Source organism: Candidatus Finniella inopinata (genome assembly GCF_004210305.1).
Classification (GTDB): Bacteria; Pseudomonadota; Alphaproteobacteria; order Paracaedibacterales; family CAIULA01; genus Finniella; species Finniella inopinata_A.
In genome coordinates, this window is sequence record NZ_SCFB01000001.1 from 116,849 (window position 1) to 139,169 (window position 22,321).

A 22,321-nucleotide genomic window follows, 5' to 3' on the forward strand; every position below is an offset into this window, starting at 1 on the left:
CCTTTACTACAGGTTACAATTCAAAAAATGATTCCTTTCAGGATTACGCAACATGTACGCCTTTGAGACCACCCTCGTCTGTCTGTTAGCTCTGGCCGTTATTTTTCTTTTCAAGGCTGTGAAAGTTGTCCCACAAGGGTATGAATATACGGTTGAACGGTTCGGCCGGTATGTTCAAACGCTAACCCCAGGTCTGCATATAATTGTTCCTTTCGTTGACCGTATCGGGTCCCGCATCAACATGATGGAATTGGTTTTTGATGTGCCATCCCAAGATGTAATTACAAAAGATAACGCCGTGGTCACCGTTGATGGCGTCATTTTTTATCAGATCCTAGATGCCTCTAAATCAGCCTATGAAGTTTCTGATCTTAAAAATGCCATCATGAAATTAACGATGACAAATATTCGCACCGTCATGGGATCCATGGTTCTGGACGAACTGTTGTCCCTTCGCGAAACGATCAATGCTCGTTTGCTATATGTTGTAGATGAAGCCACCAGCCCCTGGGGAACAAAAGTCACCCGCATTGAAATTAAGGATATTAAACCACCCCGCGATTTGATTGATTCCATGGCGCGTCAAATGAAGGCCGAACGAGAGAAACGCGCGCTGATTCTTGAGTCCGAAGGGGAACGCCAATCCGCCATCCTAGAGGCAGAGGGCGAACGTCAAGCCCGCATCAACCGGGCCGAAGGATTGAAACAATCCATGATCTTAGAGGCCGAAGGAAGGCGTGAATCAGCGCAACGCGATGCCGAGGCTCGCGAACGCCTGGCTCAAGCTGAGGCACAGGCCACCCTGGTTGTTTCAGAGGCTATAGGAAAAGGCAACACCCAAGCTTTGAATTATTTCATCGCCCAAAAATACGTGGAAGCATTGCAAGAATTCGCCAGATCCCCAAATCAGAAAATGATCATGATGCCGCTGGAGACCAGCAGTCTGATCGGGACCATTGCCAGCATTGCTGAACTTACAAAAGACACACTGAAGCCCGCTTCCTCCGCCACACCAAAAACCAAGGATAAAGCATGAGCTTTTATATAACGGCTTGGCACTGGATCGGATTTTCACTTATTTTGCTATGCTTAGAACTATTTGTAGGATCACCAGGCGTCAGCCTTTTATGGATGGCTATTGCTAGTTTTGTTGTGGCCATCGTTATCTCATCTGTCGCCATTAATTTCTGGGCGCAGCTGGGGATGGTGGCGGTTTTATCCGTCCTGCTTGCTTGGATGGGAAAGTTTTTGTTTAAGTCGGGCGGCTCTAAACCCAACAACCTGAATCAACCCGGTCAACGGTTGGTAAACACCAGATTAACCCTTCAACAACCCATCAAAAATGGGCACTCACGGGTGCACATTCATGATTCCATCTGGCGTGTGGAAGGGCCTGACATGCCGGCCGGAACTAAAGTTATTGTTATTGGAGTCAAGGGCAATGCCCTTCTTGTGGATCGCCTTGATTATCATCACGAATAAAGAATTTCGTAGCTTTCCGAATCCAAATTGTAACGCTGGCTAAGTTCTAGGTAATGGGATATTCTCAAAATACGTTGCAAAAAATATACTCAGTGTAAGAAAGATTTTGCCAGATGACCAGTCACCAGGATATACAACCATTTGTTGCCAAGATTTTCACCGATGCCCGAACCCATTACAATTGGCAGGACAAACCGGTTTCCCCTCAGCTTTTAAAAGATGTTTATGATCTGGCAAAGTTTGGCCCAACCAGCGCCAATTGCTGCCCATTGCGGGTTTTATTTGTGGAAAGCGCATCGGCCAAGGAAAAACTGGCACTGACTTTGGCACCAGCCAATGTGGACAAAACCATGGCTGCCCCGGTTACAGCAATTTTTGCATACGATAATGAATTTTATAATGAACTTCCCATGCTATTCCCCCATGCGGATGCTAAATCTTGGTTTACAGGAAATGCGGCTTTCGCCGAAGATACAGCCCTTCGAAACAGCGCCTTGCAGGCTGCCTATTTCATGATAGCCGCACGCGCATTAGGCTTAGATTGCGGGCCTATGTCTGGATTCGATCGTCAGAAAACGGACGAGGTATTTTTTGCTGGCACCACCTGGCGGTCCAATTTTCTGTGTAATTTAGGTTACGGTCAGCCTGATAAGTTGTATCCACGTCTGCCCCGATTTGACTTTGATGCGGTCTGTAAGGTCGTCTAAAATCTGAGGTTGTCATGAATACTGTTGATATCGGCATCTTAATTATCATGTTTCTGTCGGCCCTTATGGGTGTGATGCGTGGCCTGACGCGTGAAGTGTTGGGCCTTATATCCTGGACAGCTGCCGCGTTCGCCGCCTTTTTCACGATGCCTCTGGCCCAATCTTTATCGCGGCATTATATCCCAAACCCTATGCTGGCTGATATTGTAGGCGGGGGTGTTTTGTTTATCATCTTCCTAATTCTTTTCAGCTTTATCAGTCAATTTTTTACAGGCTTGGTTCGTCAAAGCAAATTGGGGGGCATTGATCGTTCCTTAGGCTTTGGATACGGGCTTTTGAGGGGATTTGTCTTAATCTGCTTTGTTGAAATCATCATGGGCGTTTTTGTTAACCGGCCAGAGTATCCAAAACCTATTCAAGAAAGCCATTTAAGTTCAGCTATTTACAAAGGCAGCGATTCTGTTTTTAATGTGTTGCCATCGTCCCTTCAAAACCTTATCAAGCAACAGCAAAAAAAATATGGTGACCAAGTCGCAAAACCGGCAGCTGACGCAATCTCTGTAGCCACCACTCCCCAAGATTTATTGACCGAAGTCATTAACGATCAAATTCAGAAAGGAACGCAGGCGCTTATTCCAGGTTCCGTATCACGTCAATCCCCCCCTCCCTCTGCAGCTGCCAACCAACCAGAAACTGAAAAAGACACAAAGGCAAATACCCAAAAAACGGTAGAGGAGCTGGCGCGTTTAAAGCCTAAAGCGGACGCCAATAAAAATGCCTCTACAAATTATTCAAAACAACAGCGCCGCAACATGGAACGTTTACTCGAACAAGATGATGTACAATGAAAATTAATCTGCACACCTATGACTTACCCAGTGATGTCACTTTTACAAACAGCGTAGCCATTGATACCGAAGCCATGGGGTTGAAGAATCACCGTGATCGATTGTGTGTGGTTCAATTATCTGCAGGCGATGGAGAATGCCATCTGGTTCATTTCCCCGAACCGCATTTTGATCAATCACCCAATTTGAAGCGTGTTCTGGCAGACAAAAACTTGGTAAAAATCTTTCACTATGCCCGTTTTGACGTAGCAATACTAAAGCATACATTCCAAATTCCGTTGGAAAACATCTATTGCACAAAAATTGCCTCGCGCCTGGTGCGGACCTATACCAATCGTCATGGTTTGAAAGATTTGTGTAAAGAATTGTTGGGAGTAGAACTTTCTAAACAGGAACAAACATCCGACTGGGGAAGCGAAGTCTTAACTCAGGAACAACTGAAATATGCTGCGACAGATGTATTGCATTTACACAAACTGAAAGCAAAGCTTGATGCAATGTTAGAAAGGGAAAAGCGGCAAAGTCTGGCACAAGCCTGTTTTAATTTTCTGCCCCATCGCACCGATATGGACTTAACCGCTGGCGAAAACTTCGACATATTTAGCTACCAGACAGATGATAAATCTTAACTGCATTATAATTATATAAAGCCAAAATTCATAAATGGCGCTCTATTATTGCTTTTACTATTTATTAATATTTCGACGCGTAATATAAAAGCCATAGTTGCGTAAAATTCAATTTGGTTTGGTTGTGTATTAAGGGTCAAGTCATTATGTATAAATATATTTTTGGAACTTTTTTTCTCCTCGCTATTTCGTGTGATCAGCTATTTTCAATGGTTTTTGATAAAGATGCTGAAGTGCGCGCCTTTCGTGCATGGGCCAACTGGAACAAACCAGGTGCACATGTTGTAAAAGCAGGACAATACGAAGGTATTGATATTTTGAATTTTATTGCAGATAGAGGATTAGCAGGACACATACCACCCTCTCTTAATCCGCTGATTAAGGGCAGAAACCCAAAGCAGTACCTTGCCTCAGTTGCCCTGTCCATGTTGCAAGGGTACGGTTTTGATGAGGGCATCGTTGACACACCAGTTAATCCCAGTGAAATGACAAAGTATCGTGACGCTGTTACGACAATTGGACAGCATCTCAACAAGTCAGCCAAATCACTGGCAGTAGAAGAAATTTCTAAAACAACGAAGACCGGAACACACATTAATGAACATGTGCGTATTGCAAATGAGTTGTTGGGCAGTAAGCCTCCCCTTACACCAGTTGAGCCTTTGTACACCATGGAAGGATTTATTCGATCCGAAGCTTCAATGCGTGAAACATTTTGGAATGGACATATAGCTTCGCAATGTTCTGATGTGAAGTGTTACACAAGCGACAAGACTGCAGCAGGTGCAGCTGGAACTTTTTCTCCGCTACAACGCGTCAGTGCAACAGGCAAAACTCAACAAGGGCATCAATATAATCTTCGATCAAAAGCCGCTGCCTCAAGTCAGCTCACAAAAACGGAAATTCATTACAACGTTTATATTTCAGATGCCGTTAGGGAAGGCAGAGAGCAACCTAAAGGAGTCATTGTCAAAATATACGGAGGAGTTATAAAAGAAAAAGCTTTAGTACAGACAGAACCATCACTGGAATATATTGTGGCTCACCAGGGATACATTGTTTACGCACTGAATCTTAGGGGTGTCGAAGGTATTGACCCAGATTTATTAGCTGCTCAAGGAAAATCAGAAGGCGTGATTTCTACGTTAAGAGACGTTACTTATTTCGCCCAAATGATTAAAAGAGCCCATAGAATACTTAAAGAGGGAAATAATAAGCAGACACAATCTGCCATAAATTCCCCAGAATTTAGCGATTTAATTAAAGATCAAAACATCCCAATCGTTTTGACTGGTGGAAGTTTTGGTGGTTATATGTCTATGCTTGTTGCGACTTACGACGAAACCTTTGATGCTGTAGATTTTAAAAATATAGATTCTGATGATGAAGATTCTGATGATGTGGGTTTTGCTAAATCTGAAATTTTCTCTTACGATCACAGAACAACTTTTGATGCATATATTCCCGTCATGGGGGTGAACGATGTGCGGGGTGATATGAATTCAGGCACTGAAGTTTCAAAAAGACGCTGGACTCCTGGGAAACTTACGTTACTGCAGGGCATGAATGGGTGGATAGCTAATGCTTTCTATAACAGAAACATTCTAGATAACGATGCAGACAATAATGAGGTTTCACCAATTTATAGAATGAACCTCTTAGAAAGACCTATGCTTTTGATGCATGGTCTTTCGGATCGTAATACAAGTCCGTTTGAATCAATTGATTTCATTAATGCAGCTTTTAAATATGGGAAGAGAGATTTAGTTGCCGCCTATTTTGATAGAGACTTAGGTCATTCTTATCCTACATTTTATCATCCAATGAAAAGCTTTTACGAAACAATTTTTAGATTTATGGATTTAGTGGCTTGGCATAAAAAGAAAGAGATACCATTCAAGTTTTCTCCAGCGATGCAAAGCTCAACTTTTGCTGCAAAAGAAGCTGCCGCCTTGGTGACAAAAGCAAGGCACGAAGATATTGCAGAAGATGATCAAAAGTTTATTTTAGACGCATTAAAATTATATAAAACACAAAAGGCCACACAACCTTCTGCAAGTGGGCTTGAGGAACAGGTGTGGGAAGCTATTAAATCAAGTAACAGGCTGTCTTACATAAAAGCACTTCTTGCCCGTAAAGCCTATGCAGTCTATCCGAACTTAACTTTTCGAAAACGGCAAGAAAGAGACTCTACAAAAGAAAGGATATTCAATGAAATTGGCTTAACCAGCTCACCTCCTCCGTCAAATTTCCTTGATCCTAATTACCGTGATGCAAGTAACAAGCCAACAGGCCAGATCGTACAATATTACATGTGGACAAATTTTTGGTTTTCACCTCCAAATCTTGATGTATCTAAAAATGTAATTGGGCTGGCCTCGAATGCAGCAGCCTTCCTGGAATACTATGATAATCTTATAAAAAGTGAGTTTCTAGATATTATTCGGAATAAGGCTTATATTCTGGATAACCTGGAAGAGACCATTTTGGAAACAAACATATTTTTTAATGAGAAAGATCTCCCTACCTTAGACCAAATGATAGCGTCTTCAGTAACAACGCAAGAAGCGCCTCCGCCAATAGTAGAAATAGCACCTCCGCCATTAGTACAGATAGCATCACAACAAGTAATACCATCAAGACCAATTGTTTTAGGTGCAAACGGTGCCGGCAATATTGAACTCAGCTGCGGTACCCTAGCGTCACAACTAAAGAGCCTACCTGTTGACGCAACTGGTAAAGCAGGCAGGTATACAATAGGCGAGAGAACAATCGAACCAACAATGCTAGTGATTAAAAAAATTACGGAGGGGGATTGCAATCTATCTGACGCAGAATTGCAACCATTTCTTATTTGCGTTGCAGCAGCTCTAAATGAAGAATTGGTCAATCCACTAGCCAAAATATATTCTCCCTTAAAGGAAAACGAAAATATTAATGTATTCAAAGGTGATGATAATATCTCTTATGCGAGTAGTGGTCGAGCGCGTGTCCGCGTTAGTAAAAAGGATTTGTTAAATTCCTTTAAAAAGTATTGTGACTGCTTAAGAACAGGACAAAATCCTCAACCAGAAGCCGTAGATCCTGAGCTTTTAGCCAATATTGTGGCATTACAAAAAGCCAAGACTCCCTAATAGTTTGGTGGTATCCATTTCCTCTGTCAGTTGGCATTTCTTCTGGCAGATAACTTACTATTATTTACAGTAATTTGCTTAAAATTTTACGATGCGTAGGCCTTGGGGGGCATCTATCTTCAGAATCTTTTAATACGCTCTAAAAGTCTTATAAAGGTCGAATCCAGAAAATAGTCACGTGCTGCTTTGTCATAAGTGATGGGATTATTATCTTCTTTATAGAACAGGGCAAAAATCGTTTGATAATTGTTGAAACTCTGCTGACGGCGAGTCAGTATATACTCGTCCTCTGGTACTCCCTTGGGTGCTTGAAATTGACCAGACAAATGGGCAAAACTGGTGACAACTCCAAATAAGTAATCTTCTGTTTTACCATTCTCAGTAATCCTTACAAAGACAGGGGCGCCACTGGTTCCCGGCAAAGCTAAAGCATAAGGTTTTTCACCATCTTTTATCCAATTTTGGGTCGCATCGAAAACGCGAATGGTCTCCTCGTCAGCCTGCTCGGATGGTTGAGTTAGTTTTTTATCAGGTTTAAAGAAAAGTGAAGATTGTAATAAAGACCTTTTCGATGCCAATTCCTCCTCGTCCAACCCACCCACATGGTAGGTGTCGCGTTCATATAATCGAAAGGCGCGTTTAATTGCTGGATTCTTTGGTTGGTCCGCCATGCCAAAGCTAACAACTGTTAAAACAGATTGGCTCGGGACGGTTTTTTTTTCAAACAGTTTGGCAGGGCGAATATGATGGATAGGTTGTTTCAGCTTTATAAGAGCAATATCGTGTTTAGCTTGAAGGCCCGAGTTTTCAGTGTAACGGGCATCCACAAGCACACAAGCTGCCTGGGCTGTAAAAATTTGCCCATTATTAATAAAGGTAACGTCAACCTGCTCAACAGGAAGGGGTTGATTCATGGGTTCTTGTTGGCGTTTTTGAATCATTTCAATCACCCCGTGGGCAGCTGTGGCTACCAGATCTGGGGCAATCAGAACGCCTGTTTGACTGATTTGTGCCTTATGGTCCAGAACATAACAAGTTGAGTCAAATTCTGTGCTCTCATTAGCCAGGTCTTCATAATCACGTTGCTGATGAATTCCATCTGACAACATGGCATGTAGGGGTTCAATGAAGCCTGTGGCTAAAACAAATACACATAATAATTTAACGTATTTCTGCATCAAATTTATGCTGCTAAAAGTTGACTAGGCTCCGTGTAATCCAAATCTAGGGCTTCTGCTACTGCTTGGTAGGTTACTTTCCCTTTATAAACATTCAGGCCATTTAACAAATGGGGGTCTTCTGAAAGGGCTTGACGGTATCCCTTTTGGGCTAAAGCCAGGGCGAAAGGCAGCGTGGCATTATTTAAAGCCATGGTTGATGTCCGCGCTACAGCACCTGGCATATTAGTTACACAATAATGAACAATATCATCCACAACATAGCTGGGTTCAGCATGGGTTGTTGGTCGGCTTGTTTCAAAGCAACCCCCCTGGTCGATGGCCACATCAACCAATACAGAGCCAGGACGCATCTTTTTTAACATATCACGTGTGACCAAACGAGGGGCCGCAGCACCCACAACTAGGACAGCACCTATAACTAGATCAGATTTGCTCACTAATTTCTCAACACTGCTTCGGGTGGAAAAAATAGTTTTTATTCGACCTGAAAATTCCCAGTCTAGTTCGTTCAAACGGCGGGGGTTTCTGTCAACAATGGTCACCTCAGCCCCCATACCCATGGCGATACGGGCTGCATTGGCACCAACCACGCCACCACCTAAAACTAAAACTCTGCCAGGTTCTACACCAGCAACGCCACCCAAAAGGACGCCGGCTCCACCTTGCCCTTTTTCTAACATATAGGCGCCCACCTGAATGGACATGCGGCCTGCAACCTCGCTCATCGGGGCTAGTAGCGGTAAACCACCGCGGGAATCTGTCACGGTTTCATAAGCAATTGCAATGCATCCTGATTCCATCAACCCTTTTGTTTGTTCAAGGTCGGGGGCCAAATGCAGATACGTAAAAAGGACCTGATCAGGGCGCAGCATTTTGCATTCACTAAGTTGGGGTTCTTTGACCTTAATAATCATATCAGCTTGATTAAAAATCTCGGCAGCCGTTTGAACAATGGTCGCACCGACTTTTTGATAATCGTGGTCACCAAAACCAATTCCAGTACCAGCTTGTGTTTCAACCAAAACCTTATGTCCGTTCGACAAAAGTTCCTGCGCTGATGCTGGGGTCAATCCAACCCGATACTCGTGGTTTTTAATTTCTTTGGGAACACCAATAATCATGATTACTCTTTGTTTACGCTAGAGTGGTAAAATTTTGTGGAAGTTAGAAATTGTACAAAGTGATGTCACTTATACAGACTTTAAAACATAATGGTGGGGGTAGTGAATGCGGACATACTCGCTCATCTCTTGGATGACTCGATCCACTGTGACGTTCGTCGGCTCATCCAATGTTTCAACATGGATGTCAGCGCTTTCATAAATGGGGTACCGTTCGGCAATTAAACTTTCTAATGTTTCCCTTTGATTTCCCTGGGTTAACAAGGGTCTGTCGTTTCGTCTTGAGACACGGGCGACCAATGTTTCAATGTCGGCTTTTAGCCAGACTGAAATGGCCTTTTCCTTAATCAATTTTTGGGTTTCAAGATTGTTTAAAGAACCCCCTCCAGTTGCTAGTACGTGTATAGGTTGATCCAATAAACGAGTAATCACCCGATGTTCACCGCTTAGAAAGGCCTGCTCACCAAAAACCGATAAAATCTCTTTAATCGGACAGCCAGCAGCAGCCTCAACCTCGTGATCGGAATCATAAAAAGGTAATTCCAGTCGTTTGGACAAACGTCTGCCAATGCTGGTTTTACCTGAGCCCATGAGCCCAACCAAAACAATGGTTTTAGGGGGCATGAAACTAATTGTTGTAGACTGAGGACGGGAACTATGAGAATACATCATCACCAAAACTGCATGTCTTAATTTATAATTTTAATTCTATCCAGTTATATACCCATTCTGGATAAAGATGTTGGTTCTTCTATTTGAATCAGTATGGGTACAAGTCCCTGCGGACCACATAGGTAAATATGCCGTCCACAAGGCGCTGCTGTCAATGATTTGTTGAATGTGTGGTCAAAAAAGCTTCGATATCTTTTGTAAGTTTTTGATGAATATCGGCAGTTTCATTGAAAATATTGTGCCAGGCCCCTTCATAAATTTTATGCGTGCCGATTTTTAAATGGCTAGCAACTTTAGCATCCTGACTGGTATCAACCGTTTGATCGTCACCTGCTGTGGCTATGAAAATGGGTGTGGTTATCGCCTGTAGTCCTTCAGCTTGTAGTGCCTGATCCAAGGCTCTAAAGCTTGCATTTAGCCAACCATAGGTGGGGCCTGCGGTCATGAATTGGGGATGATCTTGGGTAATCTTTTTTTGCCGTTCAAAGTTTTCACGATCATGGGTGCCTCGATTCTTTTCAAACACATCTTTATTGATGTCAAAATCACCATAGCCAAAACAATAATGATCAGCATACCCTAATTTTGTTGCTGCGGCACTCAACCAGCGGGCAGCAAAAACGGGGAAGGGGTTGGTTTTTAATCCTAACATAGGCGATAAAAACACGGCGGCTTGAACAGGGAAAGTTTTGGCAACGCTTTGATCACTCAAAAAATGTAGAACAACCAAGGAGCCCATCGAACTGCCTACTAGGTAAATCGCCTGGTCGGAGGTGCGATAGGTTTTTAGGGTTAATTTCACGTCCTCCACATAAGACTGGTAATCATCTATGTAAACCTTTTGGGGGTTGTCCGTTTCCCGATCGGATCCACCGTGCCCACGCCAGTCAATAACGACGACCCGAAATCCCAAATTGGCAAAATAGTCGGCTAATCGATCATTTTTTTCAATAAACGATGCTCGTCCCGGGCAAATGATTAGCAGTTTTTTGGTATCCGCTGATACTTTCGAGTGCCATTCGCCCACGCGTATTTTGACGCCGTTTTCATGTTTTAAAGATTGGTAAGAGAATTCAGCGTGAAGCGGGGATAGAAAAATAAGCAGTAAAGCGAATTGACGGAAAATTTTTAGCATTTCAAGCTCCTTATTTACGAATCAGAAAAAGGCAGTTGCGATTGTGCGCCTGAGGCTGCAATAAAAGGCAACCCCAAATGTTGATAGGCGTTTTCTGTTAAAATGCGACCGCGGGGGGTGCGTTGAATAAAACCCTGTTGAATCAGATAGGGTTCGATCGTTTCTTCCAACGTATCGCGTTGTTCCGACAAAGCAGCGGCCAGGGTTTCGATGCCAACGGGCCCCCCTTTGTAATAATCAATAATGGTGCGCAGGTACTTTATGTCTTGCGCATCCAGGCCCAACGGGTCAACCTCCAACCGATTCAGGGCGTCTTTTGCCATATCCTCTTCCACAATCGTTTGGCCCATAACGCTGGCAAAGTCACGGACACGCCTCAATAATCGCCCTGCCACCCGCGGAGTCCCACGTGATCGCCTGGCAATCTCAAAGGCCCCGCTTTCTATCAAGTTAAATTCTAAAATTTTCGCGGCACGACGAATGATAGTCGTCAACTCATTCAGCTCATAAAATTGTAACCGCAGTGGAATACCGAATCGTTCCCGCAATGGTTGACTTAACAGACCAGACCGGGTTGTGGCCCCGATAAGGGTAAAAGGAACCAAGTCAAGCCGAATAGAGCGAGCCGCTGGCCCTTCGCCAATCATAATATCCAGTTTAAAATCTTCCATTGCCGAGTATAAAACCTCTTCAATGGTTGGGTTTAGTCGGTGGATTTCGTCAATGAATAAAACGTCATGTGGTTGCAGGTTGGTCAGAAGAGCAGCCAGATCACCGCTTTTGGTAATAATGGGCCCTGATGTGGCACGAAAGCCCACGTCCATTTCCTTCGCAACAATCTGAGCCAGGGTTGTTTTACCAAGGCCGGGGGGGCCAAATAGTAAAACGTGGTCCAATGATTCCTTGCGGTTTTTGGCCGCTTGAATAAACACGCTTAAATTGCTGCGCACAGCCGCCTGACCCGTAAAATCAGCCAGGCTTAAGGGGCGCAGCGAAGGTTCTAACTCCTCCTCTAACTGTTTATTTGGATCAATTAAACGAAGGTCAGTCATTATTCATCATGATGTCTTAGACAATTTTTGCAAAGATAACCGAATTAAGACTTCAGCGGTAGGGTTATTTGGGTTTTCTTGAGCGGTTTTTGTTAACGCCAAGCTGGCCTCGGCCTTTGAATAACCAAGTCCTAGTAAGCCGGACAGTGCGTCTTGTATGGCTGAGGTTGGAGACGCCAGTTGAATCGGAAGAGAACCCGACAGGGTGAAAATTTTATCTTTTAGTTCCAACACAATCCGGCCCGCTATTTTAGCGCCAACACCATCAGCCTGGGTTAATGATAAACGATCTTGCTGACTGATGGCGGCTCTGAGTCTTTCAGGGCTAAGATTCGATAGGATGGAAAGTGCTGCTTTTGCTCCCACCCCCTGTACCGTTAACAACAACTGAAAACAATGACGCTCGTCAGGGTCGTAAAAGCCGCAAAGCTGTTGGTGATCTTGGCGGATGATGTGTTCAATCCATAAGCTAAGTTTTTGACCAATGGCGGGAAGCTGGTCAATGGTACGAGCCGAGACCTGAACCCAATAGCCAACGCCTTGAACATCAAGAATTAAATGCCCGTCATAAAGGCTGTCAAGAATGCCGGTCAATTTTGCAATTATCATTAAGGACTCGTCTTCCTGCTAATTTTTTTTCATTAATCACTTTTATACAAAATAAGAAGACCTTACGATATACCCTTTAGATCTTTTGTAGGCAGCTTAGAAATCAAAATTTGCGTAAAATCTTGACAAAGGGTTGAATTTAGAGCATATTTCGAATGATGGTTGTTATTTAAAACTATACTAAATTTATTTATATTAAGTTGGCATAGATCGTTTTTTTATAGGAGGCATACTGGCTTGAAACGTCATTCTCACCTTATTAGTGTCGCATTTATGGTTGTGGCTTGTTTGATTGCTGCCCGTGAATACTATATAAACTACCAGATTGACGTGTCTCTTGGTCAAGCTGACAATGTTCCAGCTGAGGAACAAAATTTAAATCATTCAAATCAAACTTCCCCGATGTTAATTGGTTGCTCTAATAGTAATGAGGAACTGGAAGAACAATATCAAACCGTAGAAATTAGGAAGGGTGATACCCTGGGGTCGTTGCTGGCCAAGTTTGATATATCAAAGCAAGATATTGAGTCCCTGAATAAATCCTTGAAAGGTCATTTAAATCCCCGTGATTTGAAGCCAGGTCAAGCATTCTCTATTCAATATAAGAAGGATCAGCAGGGCGTTCAGCTTTTAGGGGCTGAGTTTAAGCCTTCTTTGGAATACACAGTTGTTTGTGAAAGAAATGAAAAAGGTCAATTCAAAACCCAGAAAAATACAGTTGAGTTAAAGACAGTCCTTAAGCGTGTTGACGGTCGGATTAATGCTAGTTTTTATAGTGCTGCTCTTAAATTAGGCATTCCAGCCAAGGTTGTAAAAGAAGCCATTAAGGCATTAAGTTACAGCGTTAATTTCCAGCATGGTATAAAGTCTGGTGATCCTTTCGAATTATTGTACGAACAATATGAAGATGCCCAAGGAAATTCTATAAAACCTGGAAATCTGAAATATATTTCTGTCGTTGCCAAAGGTCAGCTTCATCGTATTTATTCGTACGCGCCCGCGGGCAATTGTGCAGGTTATTATAACGCCCGGGGTGAAAGTGTTATTCGCAGCCTTTTGCAAACTCCCATAGACTCAAGCCGTATGCGGGTGACGTCGGGGTTTGGCAGTCGTGTTCATCCCATCAAAGGATTTCGTCGAGATCATAAAGGGGTCGATTTTGGTGCCCCTCATGGAACGGCTGTAATGGCGGCCGGTGATGGGGTCGTTCTAAAAGCTGGTTATTTTGGCGATTATGGTAATTATGTTCGAATTCGCCATGCGGGCGGGTACGAAACAGTTTATGCCCACCTAAGCAAAATCGCCTCTGGAACCCGTATAGGGGCCAGTGTAAAACAAGGCCAAGTTATTGGTAATGTGGGTGCGACTGGGCTAGCAACAGGTCCCCATTTGCATCACGAGGTGATTCTTAAAAACGTTCACGTCAACCCCCAATCTGTCAAAGCCTTGCCCACAACGCACCTGGCGACTAAAGATATTCAGAAATTTAATAAGTTCAAGCAAGAGATCGAAACCCAGATTGTGGGTCTCCCGATGAAGAATCAGCTGGCCAGTAATGATTTGAATGACGCTGTAAAAAATAAGATCGCCTAAAAGATGCTTTATTCATAATATCTATGTCCTTTAAAAGCAAAGCCATGAAGCACGGCGTATCAGGAGTAAATCCAGATTCATCAAGAGAAACAACATAGCTAAGCTCCTATAAGAATAATTTCTTCACTATATTTTGTGATCTTCGGTTTTTATTTGCCATCTTGTAAAGCCGTCCCGCGCGGTTCGTTTAATTCTTGGTATATTCCATGTCCAATATAATATTGTTAATCAAATGTTAACCCAAAAATGATAGGTTTTAGGGATGTATATTATAGTCTTGGAATTTATCAATGTTTTATATGTTTATTATTCACATATTGCTACTATTATCTAATCAAGATATAAACGCATCCGATATTTTTGGCGATGACCATGTGGGGCGTAACCAAAGTTTTAATCATCCCAAATTTGGACCTATTTTTGGTATTCGCACTTACCCAGTCTCCAATTTTGTTGCCTATTCCGCTGATAAACAAACATTTTTTAAACCTTCTGCGCCTTATTATCGGAATACTGTGTTGCCGCAAGAGGATATTGATATTGATAAGGCCTACCGACAGTTTGATAAACTTTGGCGGGAAAACCATCCTGATATTGCGTGCCATTTTGATAATCTGATGGCTACAACCGAACCCAGAATACCTTTAGTTACCCATAGTATCTGGCTGACGAATCTAGACGCACCGGTAGAATTAAAGGACGAGTTCATAGTATGGTTTAAGAAATCCTGTAGCATGAATTTGGTTAGTGTAGGTTGGAAACATTATTTGTGGGTTCAAGATAGAACCAAATTACCCAAAACAGTCAAAGAATTGGAAAAAGTAGGCGTTGAAATTAAGGAAGTTTATGGAGTTTTGGCTGAAGAAAGTGATTTTTACGGATTAAAATCAAATTTCGATCAAGAGGTTTCTGACTCCAAATTTGGACGTGCTTCTGATATTTTGCGCGTTATTTTCTTATACAAATTTGGGGGTATATATAGAGATATCGATTTTGAAATGACCCGTCCTTTTACTGGGTTGCATTTAGCCTATGATTTTTATGCAGGCATTGAAGGCGCTTATTCTTGCCCTTGTAATGCAATATACGGCTCCCGTCCTGGTCACCCTGTTCTGAGTGGACTTTTGGAAATTTTTCTCCGTAACTATGACCCAAAAACAACACCGAGCTACATTTTGACTTCCTTGAATGTTGGTGGAGAGCTTTTGAGAACTCTTTGCCAAACAGGCCCGATTGCCCTGGGTGTAGCCGTTAAAAAAACAATTTTATCTCACGGGGTCATATCCTTTGGTCTACCCATAAAGGATCAGCCAGACGGTCGAAGAGATCGCAATATTATCTTTCCCTCTGAAGTGTTTTTTGCATATTTTAACCAAGGAAAAAATTGTGACTCTTTTGGATGGCATGCGTTCACAGGCAGTTGGTTAAAAAATGAATTTGGAAGTCGTGGGTGAAGAATTTTAAGCATTCTGATTGAAAACATATTGTGAGACAAACTTCTTCACAAAATTTACGCAAAATCATTTGAAGGGGGTATACTTACCTCCAAACCAACCTTGACGTTACAAAGTTTATGAATCCGCGCATCTACCCCTTTCAGTCCGTCGAAGAAAAATGGCAACGGACATGGGACCAACTGAATCTCTATACAACAAAAGAAACTAACAAACCAAAATGCTATGTGCTTGAAATGCTGCCCTATCCATCGGGGCGTTTGCATATGGGGCATGTGCGCAACTATGCCATTGGCGACGCGATTGCCCGGTTTAAGGCGGCGCAGGGGTTTGAGGTTTTGCATCCTATGGGCTGGGATGCCTTTGGCTTGCCGGCTGAAAATGCGGCGATTCAGCACAATACTCACCCTGGATTGTGGACTATTCAAAATATTGCCGAGATGAAAAAGCAATTGCAACGCCTTGGCTTTTCTTATGATTGGCAACGCGAAGTTGCCACCTGCAACCCTGATTATTACGGGCATGAACAGAAAATCTTCCTGGATTTTTATAAGAAGGGGCTGATCTATCGCAAAGAATCATGGGTGAATTGGGACCCTATGGAAAACACAGTTTTGGCCAACGAACAGGTTGTTAACGGTCGCGGCTGGCGATCAGGTGCTGTGGTTGAGAAACGCAAACTCAATCAATGGTCGATCAAAATTACATCTTACGCTGACAGCTTGCTTAAAGATCTGAATCAACTGAAGGGGTGGCCTGAAAAGGTTACCAAGATGCAGGAAAATTGGATTGGAAGGTCCGAGGGCGCCCTGGTCAAATTTAAACTGCAGCACGATCAGATACAAACCTTGGATGTTTTTACAACTCGTCCAGAAACGTTATTTGGTGCCTCTTTCTGTGCAATTTCCGCAAATCATCCATTGACGGAGCAAGTTGCCGCGCAAAATCCTGATTTGCGTGACTTTGTGGCCGAATGCCAAAAGATGATCACAACAGAAGAAGCTGTGAGCACGGTGGAAAAGAAAGGCTTTGATACGGGTTTACGGGTTATTCATCCGTTGGATGAGCACAAGACTTTGCCGGTGTATGTCGCGAACTTTGTGTTAATGGATTATGGCACAGGCGCCTTGTTTGGGTGCCCTGCCCATGATGAACGGGATTTTGAGTTTGCTACGAAATATCAACTTCCCGTTCAAGCTGTGGTTCAAACGAACCAGCACTTGCCCTACACCGGCCCTGGCTTGGTGATCAATTCTGGGTTTTTAAATGGTTTAACCGTTGAAAAGGCGCGTGAGATTGCTATCCGGCATTTAGAAGAGACGGGTCAAGGGGAAGGGCGCACGACCTATCGTTTACGTGACTGGTCGGTTTCTCGCCAGCGCTATTGGGGGTGTCCAATCCCTATTATTCATTGCCCCAGCTGTGGTGCGGTGCCTGTTTCTGAAAAAGATTTGCCTGTTATTTTGCCGCAAGATGTCGCCTTTGACAAACCAGGGAACCCTTTGGATCATCACCCGACTTGGAAGCATGTTGATTGCCCCACATGTGGCCAAAAATCGTGCCGCGAGACGGATACTTTGGATACTTTTTTTGAGTCATCGTGGTATTTTATGAGGTATATCAACCCCAATTGTGATCAACCTCTGGATAGAGAAGCCTGTCAAAAGTGGCTGCCTGTGGATTGGTATATTGGTGGGGTTGAGCATGCGGTTTTGCACCTTTTGTATGCGCGGTTCTTTACAAAGGCTTTGCGTGATTGTGGTTATTTGACTCTAGATGAACCCTTCCAAAATTTAATTACCCAAGGCATGGTTTGTCATGAGACATATCAAGACGCGAAGGGGCAGTGGTTGTACCCTGATGAGGTGACCAAAGGAGACGACGGGAAGCCTGTTCATGTACAAACGGGTGAGAAAGTTGTCATCGGACGTGCTGAAAAGATGAGCAAGTCTAAGCGCAATCTGGTTGATCCTCAACAAATCATGGACAGTTATGGGGCTGACGCGGCTCGGTTTTTTATATTGTCAGATACACCGCCTGATCGTGACTTTGACTGGAATACAGAGGCGTTGGATGGTGCGTGGCGTTATTTAAACCGTGTTTGGCGCGTGATTCATGAGGTTATAGATGCGCCAAAAAGCGCGGGAGAAACGACTTTGTTGAAAAAGGCCCACCAGTACTTGGCCAAATTAACGGATGCTTATGAACGCAATGCATTTAACAAAGCTATCGCATTTCACCGAGAGTTAACACGAGAGGTTGAAGAGCAGGGTGAGAAAACACTGCCTGATCAATTGAATCAAGTTCTAAAAATTCTTATTCAAACATTGGCACCTATTGCTCCGCATATTGCCCATGAACTGTGGTGTCAAGTCACTGGCGACCCGCATGCTGTTTTGCATCATCAGCTTTGGCCGACGATTGACGCCACCTTGGCAGCGGTCGAGGAGATTACGATTGCTGTCCAGGTTAATGGCAAACTGAAAGGTTCTTTTGCGACCGCACCCGATTCCGATACCTCTGTTCTGGAACAGCACGCTTTAACTTTGCCTGCCGTTGTTGAAATGCTACAGGGGAATTCTCCTAAACGTGTAATTGTTGTTCCAAACCGCATTGTAAACGTGGTGTTTTAGAATTTTGCCTTTCTCAATTATTTATTTTATCGAATCTATTAGGGCGAATATATCAGAGCGTATTCTCATTAGGCTTGTAATGTCGCCCTTTATTTCTATGTGACCTTTTGTTTTATATTTATAATCAATGATATGGGTATAGGGAGCAGAGGACCAATTGCCAGAAAGCAAGTTTTGCATCATTTCTGCAATAGTGCTTTCCTTTCGACTAGCCCTTACATAGTATTCTTCACCATTATCAGACCAATTCCAAGAGTACATTTCTTGCATAATCTTCTGTGCGGCGCTTTCTTTGTCCAACGCAATAAAAGGCTTGCTCTGCACGGTCCCTATCACAAGGTTTTCATATCTTATTTCGGCATGATACGTTGATGTAATAAGAGGAAATGAAAATATGCCATATTCTTCACCATCTTTTTGCGGGTAAATTTCAAGGCCTATTGGCATGCCGTATTTTCCAATTTCTTTTGGCGATGCATTTCTAGGTGTTGTAAACACAGTAAAGGGTAAAATTTCTCCGCTTCGTGAATCTTCGTAATAGAAAACAAACTTTTTAAATTCGATGTTGGGCTTTAATTTTTGGAACGCGGACTTTAAAGAAAAAACATCGACTTTAGGCTGTTTTCTTTTTGCAGCACATGCGGAAAAAGGACAAAAATAAGACCAAAAACTTCGTTCTCCAAAGGATGACTTATCGCTCGTTTGCGCAGTGTTGCATGCACTTTGCAAAGCAGTTTCTAGGTTGGTAATGTCACTATTCAGTCCGTCCAGTTTTGTCTCGTAAAGTTCAAGCTTAAATTCCGCGCTTTTTGCGCCTTGGTTATCCTTTGTAAAAGTTTGCAGCTGAGTGTCAAACTCCGCTTTTAAGCCTTTTAAGGTTTTTAGAAAACTTTGGGCTTGAAGATGCGCCTTTTGAGCAGAATTAGGTACTTCCTGATCTTTAAAAAGAGCCAAATCAGACCCATAACTTAAAGTTGCGCTCAACAGCAGGAATGTAAAGGGTAGATATTTTTTCATAAATCCTTCTCTATTTTGAACAATTTAAATTTCATCTACAGGCAAAAATATTTACTGTACCAATACAAATAGATCTTAATAGTGAATATTTTATTAAGATTATGCGGGAAACTTTATTCAGTTTATTCTGGTTCTGATTTTGGTCATACCAACGCAACTGTTTAAAAGGGAATATTTTCTATTCTTAAAATAGCCTATGGTCTGTTAAGTTGGTTCTTAACAATATCCCCCCTTCTTCGGAGTCCATCATTAATGGCTGAAAGAATTGCTAAATTTTTAGGTCGTGCTGGTATTTGTTCGCGTCGCCAAGCCGAACAGTTTATTGCAGAGGGCCGTGTTAAAGTAGATGGCAGTATTCTATTAACCCCCGCTACGTTGGTTGATGAATCCTCAAAAGTTGAGGTGGATGGAAAACCTGTTGCTGAACCCCTAAAAACCCGTGTTTGGTGTTACTATAAACCCGTGGGGTACGTCACCACTCATCACGATCCCCAGGGGCGCATAACGGTGTTTCAGGATTTACAGGCCCATAATTTGCCGCGTGTTATTTCGGTTGGGCGGTTGGATTTAAATTCAGAAGGCTTGTTGTTATTAACCAATGATGGGGGATTCTCTCGCTTTGCAGAGCTACCTAAAACGGGTTGGGCCCGCCGTTATAGGGTTCGTGTTTACGGCAGGTTAGATAGGCGTGCTCTTCAGTCCTTGAAAAATGGAATTACGATAGAAGGCATCCACTATGACAGAATCGATGTAGAGATTCCAAATTCTTCATCAATCCAAACAAACAATTGGTTACGGATAACGTTGTTCGAAGGTAAAAATCGAGAGATCCGCAAGGTTATGAATCATCTGGGCCTGCAAGTTAATCGCCTTATTCGGGAAGGTTATGGCCCTTTTGAATTGGGTTCCCTGGAACCTCATCAAATTCTTGAAATCCCGTCTAATATCATTAGTAAATTTTTTCAAATAGCTAATTGAATCCATAAATAATCTTTATCAATATAAAAATTACAAATTAACGGCTTGTTAATAAATTAAATCTAATTGTTTTTTTAGAATTGTATTAAAAATAGGTTTTTAAATGACTTATTCATTGATTTTTATATGTTTGTTGTCTTCACAAGTCTTTGCAGCCAATGACGATAGCGGTTATGAAGAATCTGTAGTTGACCGTAATGCGGCAGAGGTTCAGGTTCACGTAGGTGGATTTAATTTAGGAATTGGAATTAATGATGGTGCGTTGGCAATTGATCTGGGGACAGAAGATGGTATGCCGAAAACTCACGACAAGGCGACTGAAACAGAAGAGGAACTAGCCGACTCTGGCTTGCCAGCGACAGCCATAAAGGATACGCTTAGTAGAAGTATCAGTTTAGGGATAAACGAAAGCCGTTCAAATTCAGATTTGCGGTATGCTGAGCGCGAGGATTACAGGCCAAAGGCTCATCCTGTTTTGTCAAAAAGTACCCTTGCGAAAAAATATGTTGAATGTTCAACAGTTTGCTGCTTTTTTGGGCAAAAGTGGTTTCAAACAGCGGCTTTTTTGACAAGTGTTGGAACGTGCGGCCTAGCTGGTATTGCTTATGGTGTTAATGACATAGATGTAAAAAATAAGTTAAATTTGGCTATTCTGCTTATGACTGTAACATCAGCCGCTTTCAAGAAATTTGAAAGTTACGCCCATGCTGCAGTGCATGAGCGAGAGAAGGAATATAGAATGTTTGATATTAAATAAAATTTAAAGACACAAGCCTTTCCCAGGCTTCCCAATCACGACTGCCTAAGTCCTTTTCAAAAGATAAAAGATCTTTGGACGCTTGTAAACAGGTTGCTTCGTCTAGAAAGATCAGGGATCTTTGCATACTCAACAACATGCACTGCGTTTGACAGGCCTGATAAAGGTGATAAGTATAAAACATGGTTTCTTGAATAGTACGTCCCGAGATTAAAGCACCATGATGACGCATTAACATGACATAATTGTTGCCCAGGTCCTGAGTAAGTCTTGCCCCTTGTTCCTGATCCAGCAACAGTGAATCGTAAGAGTGATAAGCCATTCGACCATAGAAGTGCAGGGCCCATTGGCTAAGGGGTAGTAAACCTTCTTCCAAAGCTGACACAGCCACAATGGCGGGGGTATGGACATGAAAAATGGCATTAATGTCAGGCCTTTTCTTATACAACGAACCATGGGTTAAGTATCCGGTGGGGTTGTAAGTATGATCTGTCCCTTCTAGTATGACCCCATCAAAAGAAACCCTAAGAAGAAGTTCAGGCGTTACTTCTTCGAACCTTAGCCCAAAGGGGTAAATATAGTAAGAATCGCCATCTTCTGATCTGGCGGAAAGATGGGTATATGTGTGATCATCTAATCCCAAATGGGCAAGAACCCGATAAGCAATGGCGAGGTTTTGTTTGATTGAGTTCATGAAAGCTGTGTAAACCCCAATTCGATAAGCTTTTGACGGCAGTCTTTTGCATCAATGAACTGAATAGACTGCATACCAACTTTTTTTGCCCCTTCGGTGTTTTGTGCCAGGTCATCAATGAAAACCGTCTCGCGCGGATTTAAGTCATATTGGTCAATAAGGCAACGGTAAATCTTCTCAGAGGGTTTTAAAATTCCCACCTCGGCAGAAATAATAACCCCCTTAAATTTATTAAAAAACGTATATCTTTCTTTCAAATGCTGCACAAACTCGTGGACATTATCGGTTATGCAATAAAGGGGAATGCCGGCATGATAAGCGTCTTCCAATAATTCAAAACCACCCTCAACAGGTGTTAAAGAGTTTTTAGCTTCTGCCAGGACGTTTTCCACAATATGCAACGGTAGATTAAGATCCCGACTGTAAATTTTGATGGCATCTTTTTCAGTAACGGTGCCCAAATTCAAGTCATAGAAAACAGGTGCCTTAAAAAATTTTTCTACCAAATCTTTAGGGTCTGATTGATCTGGAAAAACGCTTTTTATGATATCCATGGGTGACCACTTTACCAAAACATTCCCGATATCAAATACGATGTTCTTCATTCGGTAATCTCCTTTTCAGT

At 42.6% G+C, this 22,321-nt stretch carries 20 protein-coding genes; 11 read left to right on the plus strand and 9 right to left on the minus strand.

Annotation, left to right across the window (positions count from 1 at the left end):
• Nucleotides 1–52: 52 nt before the first annotated feature.
• The 6 genes from EQU50_RS00630 (at nt 53) to EQU50_RS00655 (ending at nt 6,800) form a co-directional block, all read left to right on the plus strand.
• Nucleotides 53–1,036: an SPFH domain-containing protein gene (locus EQU50_RS00630; protein ID WP_130153233.1), complete on the plus strand. Its 984-nt coding sequence runs from the start codon at nt 53–55 to the stop codon at nt 1,034–1,036.
• Nucleotides 1,033–1,482 carry an NfeD family protein gene (locus tag EQU50_RS00635; protein WP_130153234.1) on the plus strand — a complete coding sequence of 150 codons (450 nt, stop codon included), beginning with the start codon at nt 1,033–1,035 and terminating at the stop codon, nt 1,480–1,482. The genes EQU50_RS00630 and EQU50_RS00635 overlap by 4 nt, the downstream gene beginning before the upstream one ends.
• Nucleotides 1,483–1,595: 113 nt before the next feature.
• Nucleotides 1,596–2,189: a malonic semialdehyde reductase gene (locus tag EQU50_RS00640; protein WP_130153235.1), complete on the plus strand. Its 594-nt coding sequence runs from the start codon at nt 1,596–1,598 to the stop codon at nt 2,187–2,189.
• Between the two features lie 14 nt (nt 2,190–2,203).
• On the plus strand, nt 2,204–3,037 hold the full coding sequence (locus EQU50_RS00645; protein ID WP_130153236.1) for a CvpA family protein: 834 nt from the start codon (nt 2,204–2,206) through the stop codon (nt 3,035–3,037).
• The gene (locus tag EQU50_RS00650; RefSeq protein ID WP_130153237.1) at nt 3,034–3,666 is read left to right on the plus strand and encodes a ribonuclease D; all 633 of its coding nucleotides are present in this window, start codon (nt 3,034–3,036) and stop codon (nt 3,664–3,666) included. Before EQU50_RS00645 ends, EQU50_RS00650 begins: the two co-directional genes overlap by 4 nt.
• 146 nt (nt 3,667–3,812) lie before the next feature.
• Nucleotides 3,813–6,800 carry an alpha/beta hydrolase family protein gene (locus EQU50_RS00655; protein WP_130153238.1) on the plus strand — a complete coding sequence of 996 codons (2,988 nt, stop codon included), beginning with the start codon at nt 3,813–3,815 and terminating at the stop codon, nt 6,798–6,800.
• A 119-nt stretch (nt 6,801–6,919) separates the two neighbouring features.
• Here EQU50_RS00655 and EQU50_RS00660 read toward each other — a convergent pair whose 3' ends face one another.
• The 6 genes from EQU50_RS00660 to ruvA form a co-directional block, all read right to left on the minus strand.
• Nucleotides 6,920–7,978: a trypsin-like serine peptidase gene (locus tag EQU50_RS00660; RefSeq protein WP_130153239.1), complete on the minus strand. Its 1,059-nt coding sequence runs from the start codon at nt 7,976–7,978 to the stop codon at nt 6,920–6,922.
• 5 nt (nt 7,979–7,983) lie between these two features.
• On the minus strand, nt 7,984–9,102 hold the full coding sequence (ald, locus tag EQU50_RS00665) for an alanine dehydrogenase (protein WP_130153240.1): 1,119 nt from the start codon (nt 9,100–9,102) through the stop codon (nt 7,984–7,986).
• 69 nt (nt 9,103–9,171) lie between these two features.
• Nucleotides 9,172–9,774: a shikimate kinase gene (locus tag EQU50_RS00670; protein ID WP_130153241.1), complete on the minus strand. Its 603-nt coding sequence runs from the start codon at nt 9,772–9,774 to the stop codon at nt 9,172–9,174.
• A gap of 151 nt (nt 9,775–9,925) precedes the next feature.
• Entirely contained in the window at nt 9,926–10,909 is a 984-nt protein-coding gene (locus EQU50_RS00675) for an alpha/beta fold hydrolase (RefSeq protein ID WP_130153242.1), read from the minus strand.
• A gap of 14 nt (nt 10,910–10,923) precedes the next feature.
• Nucleotides 10,924–11,961, minus strand: coding sequence for a Holliday junction branch migration DNA helicase RuvB (ruvB, locus tag EQU50_RS00680; protein ID WP_130153243.1), 1,038 nt, complete (start codon nt 11,959–11,961; stop codon nt 10,924–10,926).
• A gap of 6 nt (nt 11,962–11,967) precedes the next feature.
• A complete protein-coding gene (gene ruvA / locus EQU50_RS00685; protein WP_130153244.1) occupies nt 11,968–12,570 on the minus strand; it encodes a Holliday junction branch migration protein RuvA in 603 nt (200 codons plus the stop codon).
• A gap of 237 nt (nt 12,571–12,807) precedes the next feature.
• Here ruvA and EQU50_RS00690 point away from each other — a divergent pair, with 237 nt between their 5' ends.
• The 3 genes from EQU50_RS00690 (at nt 12,808) to leuS (ending at nt 18,250) form a co-directional block, all read left to right on the plus strand.
• The gene (locus EQU50_RS00690; RefSeq protein ID WP_130153245.1) at nt 12,808–14,163 is read left to right on the plus strand and encodes a peptidoglycan DD-metalloendopeptidase family protein; all 1,356 of its coding nucleotides are present in this window, start codon (nt 12,808–12,810) and stop codon (nt 14,161–14,163) included.
• A gap of 317 nt (nt 14,164–14,480) precedes the next feature.
• A complete protein-coding gene (locus EQU50_RS00695) occupies nt 14,481–15,617 on the plus strand; it encodes a glycosyltransferase (protein WP_165380273.1) in 1,137 nt (378 codons plus the stop codon).
• Between the two features lie 119 nt (nt 15,618–15,736).
• Entirely contained in the window at nt 15,737–18,250 is a 2,514-nt protein-coding gene (leuS, locus tag EQU50_RS00700; protein ID WP_130153247.1) for a leucine--tRNA ligase, read from the plus strand.
• Between the two features lie 21 nt (nt 18,251–18,271).
• Here the strand turns inward: leuS and EQU50_RS00705 are convergent, their stop codons facing one another.
• A complete protein-coding gene (locus EQU50_RS00705; RefSeq protein WP_130153248.1) occupies nt 18,272–19,267 on the minus strand; it encodes a hypothetical protein in 996 nt (331 codons plus the stop codon).
• A 252-nt stretch (nt 19,268–19,519) separates the two neighbouring features.
• Between EQU50_RS00705 and EQU50_RS00710 the strand changes: the two genes are divergently transcribed.
• Both EQU50_RS00710 and EQU50_RS00715 read left to right on the plus strand, forming a co-directional pair.
• Nucleotides 19,520–20,245 (plus strand): pseudouridine synthase, encoded by a 726-nt coding sequence (locus EQU50_RS00710; RefSeq protein WP_130153249.1) that lies wholly within the window; start codon nt 19,520–19,522, stop codon nt 20,243–20,245.
• Nucleotides 20,246–20,348: 103 nt separating this feature from the next.
• On the plus strand, nt 20,349–21,002 hold the full coding sequence (locus EQU50_RS00715; RefSeq protein WP_130153250.1) for a hypothetical protein: 654 nt from the start codon (nt 20,349–20,351) through the stop codon (nt 21,000–21,002).
• Here the strand turns inward: EQU50_RS00715 and EQU50_RS00720 are convergent.
• Entirely contained in the window at nt 20,995–21,696 is a 702-nt protein-coding gene (locus EQU50_RS00720) for a class II aldolase/adducin family protein (protein ID WP_130153251.1), read from the minus strand. The genes EQU50_RS00715 and EQU50_RS00720 overlap by 8 nt on opposite strands.
• The gene (locus tag EQU50_RS00725) at nt 21,693–22,301 is read right to left on the minus strand and encodes an HAD family hydrolase (RefSeq protein ID WP_130153252.1); all 609 of its coding nucleotides are present in this window, start codon (nt 22,299–22,301) and stop codon (nt 21,693–21,695) included. The genes EQU50_RS00720 and EQU50_RS00725 overlap by 4 nt, the downstream gene beginning before the upstream one ends.
• Between the last annotated feature and the right edge of the window lie 20 nt (nt 22,302–22,321).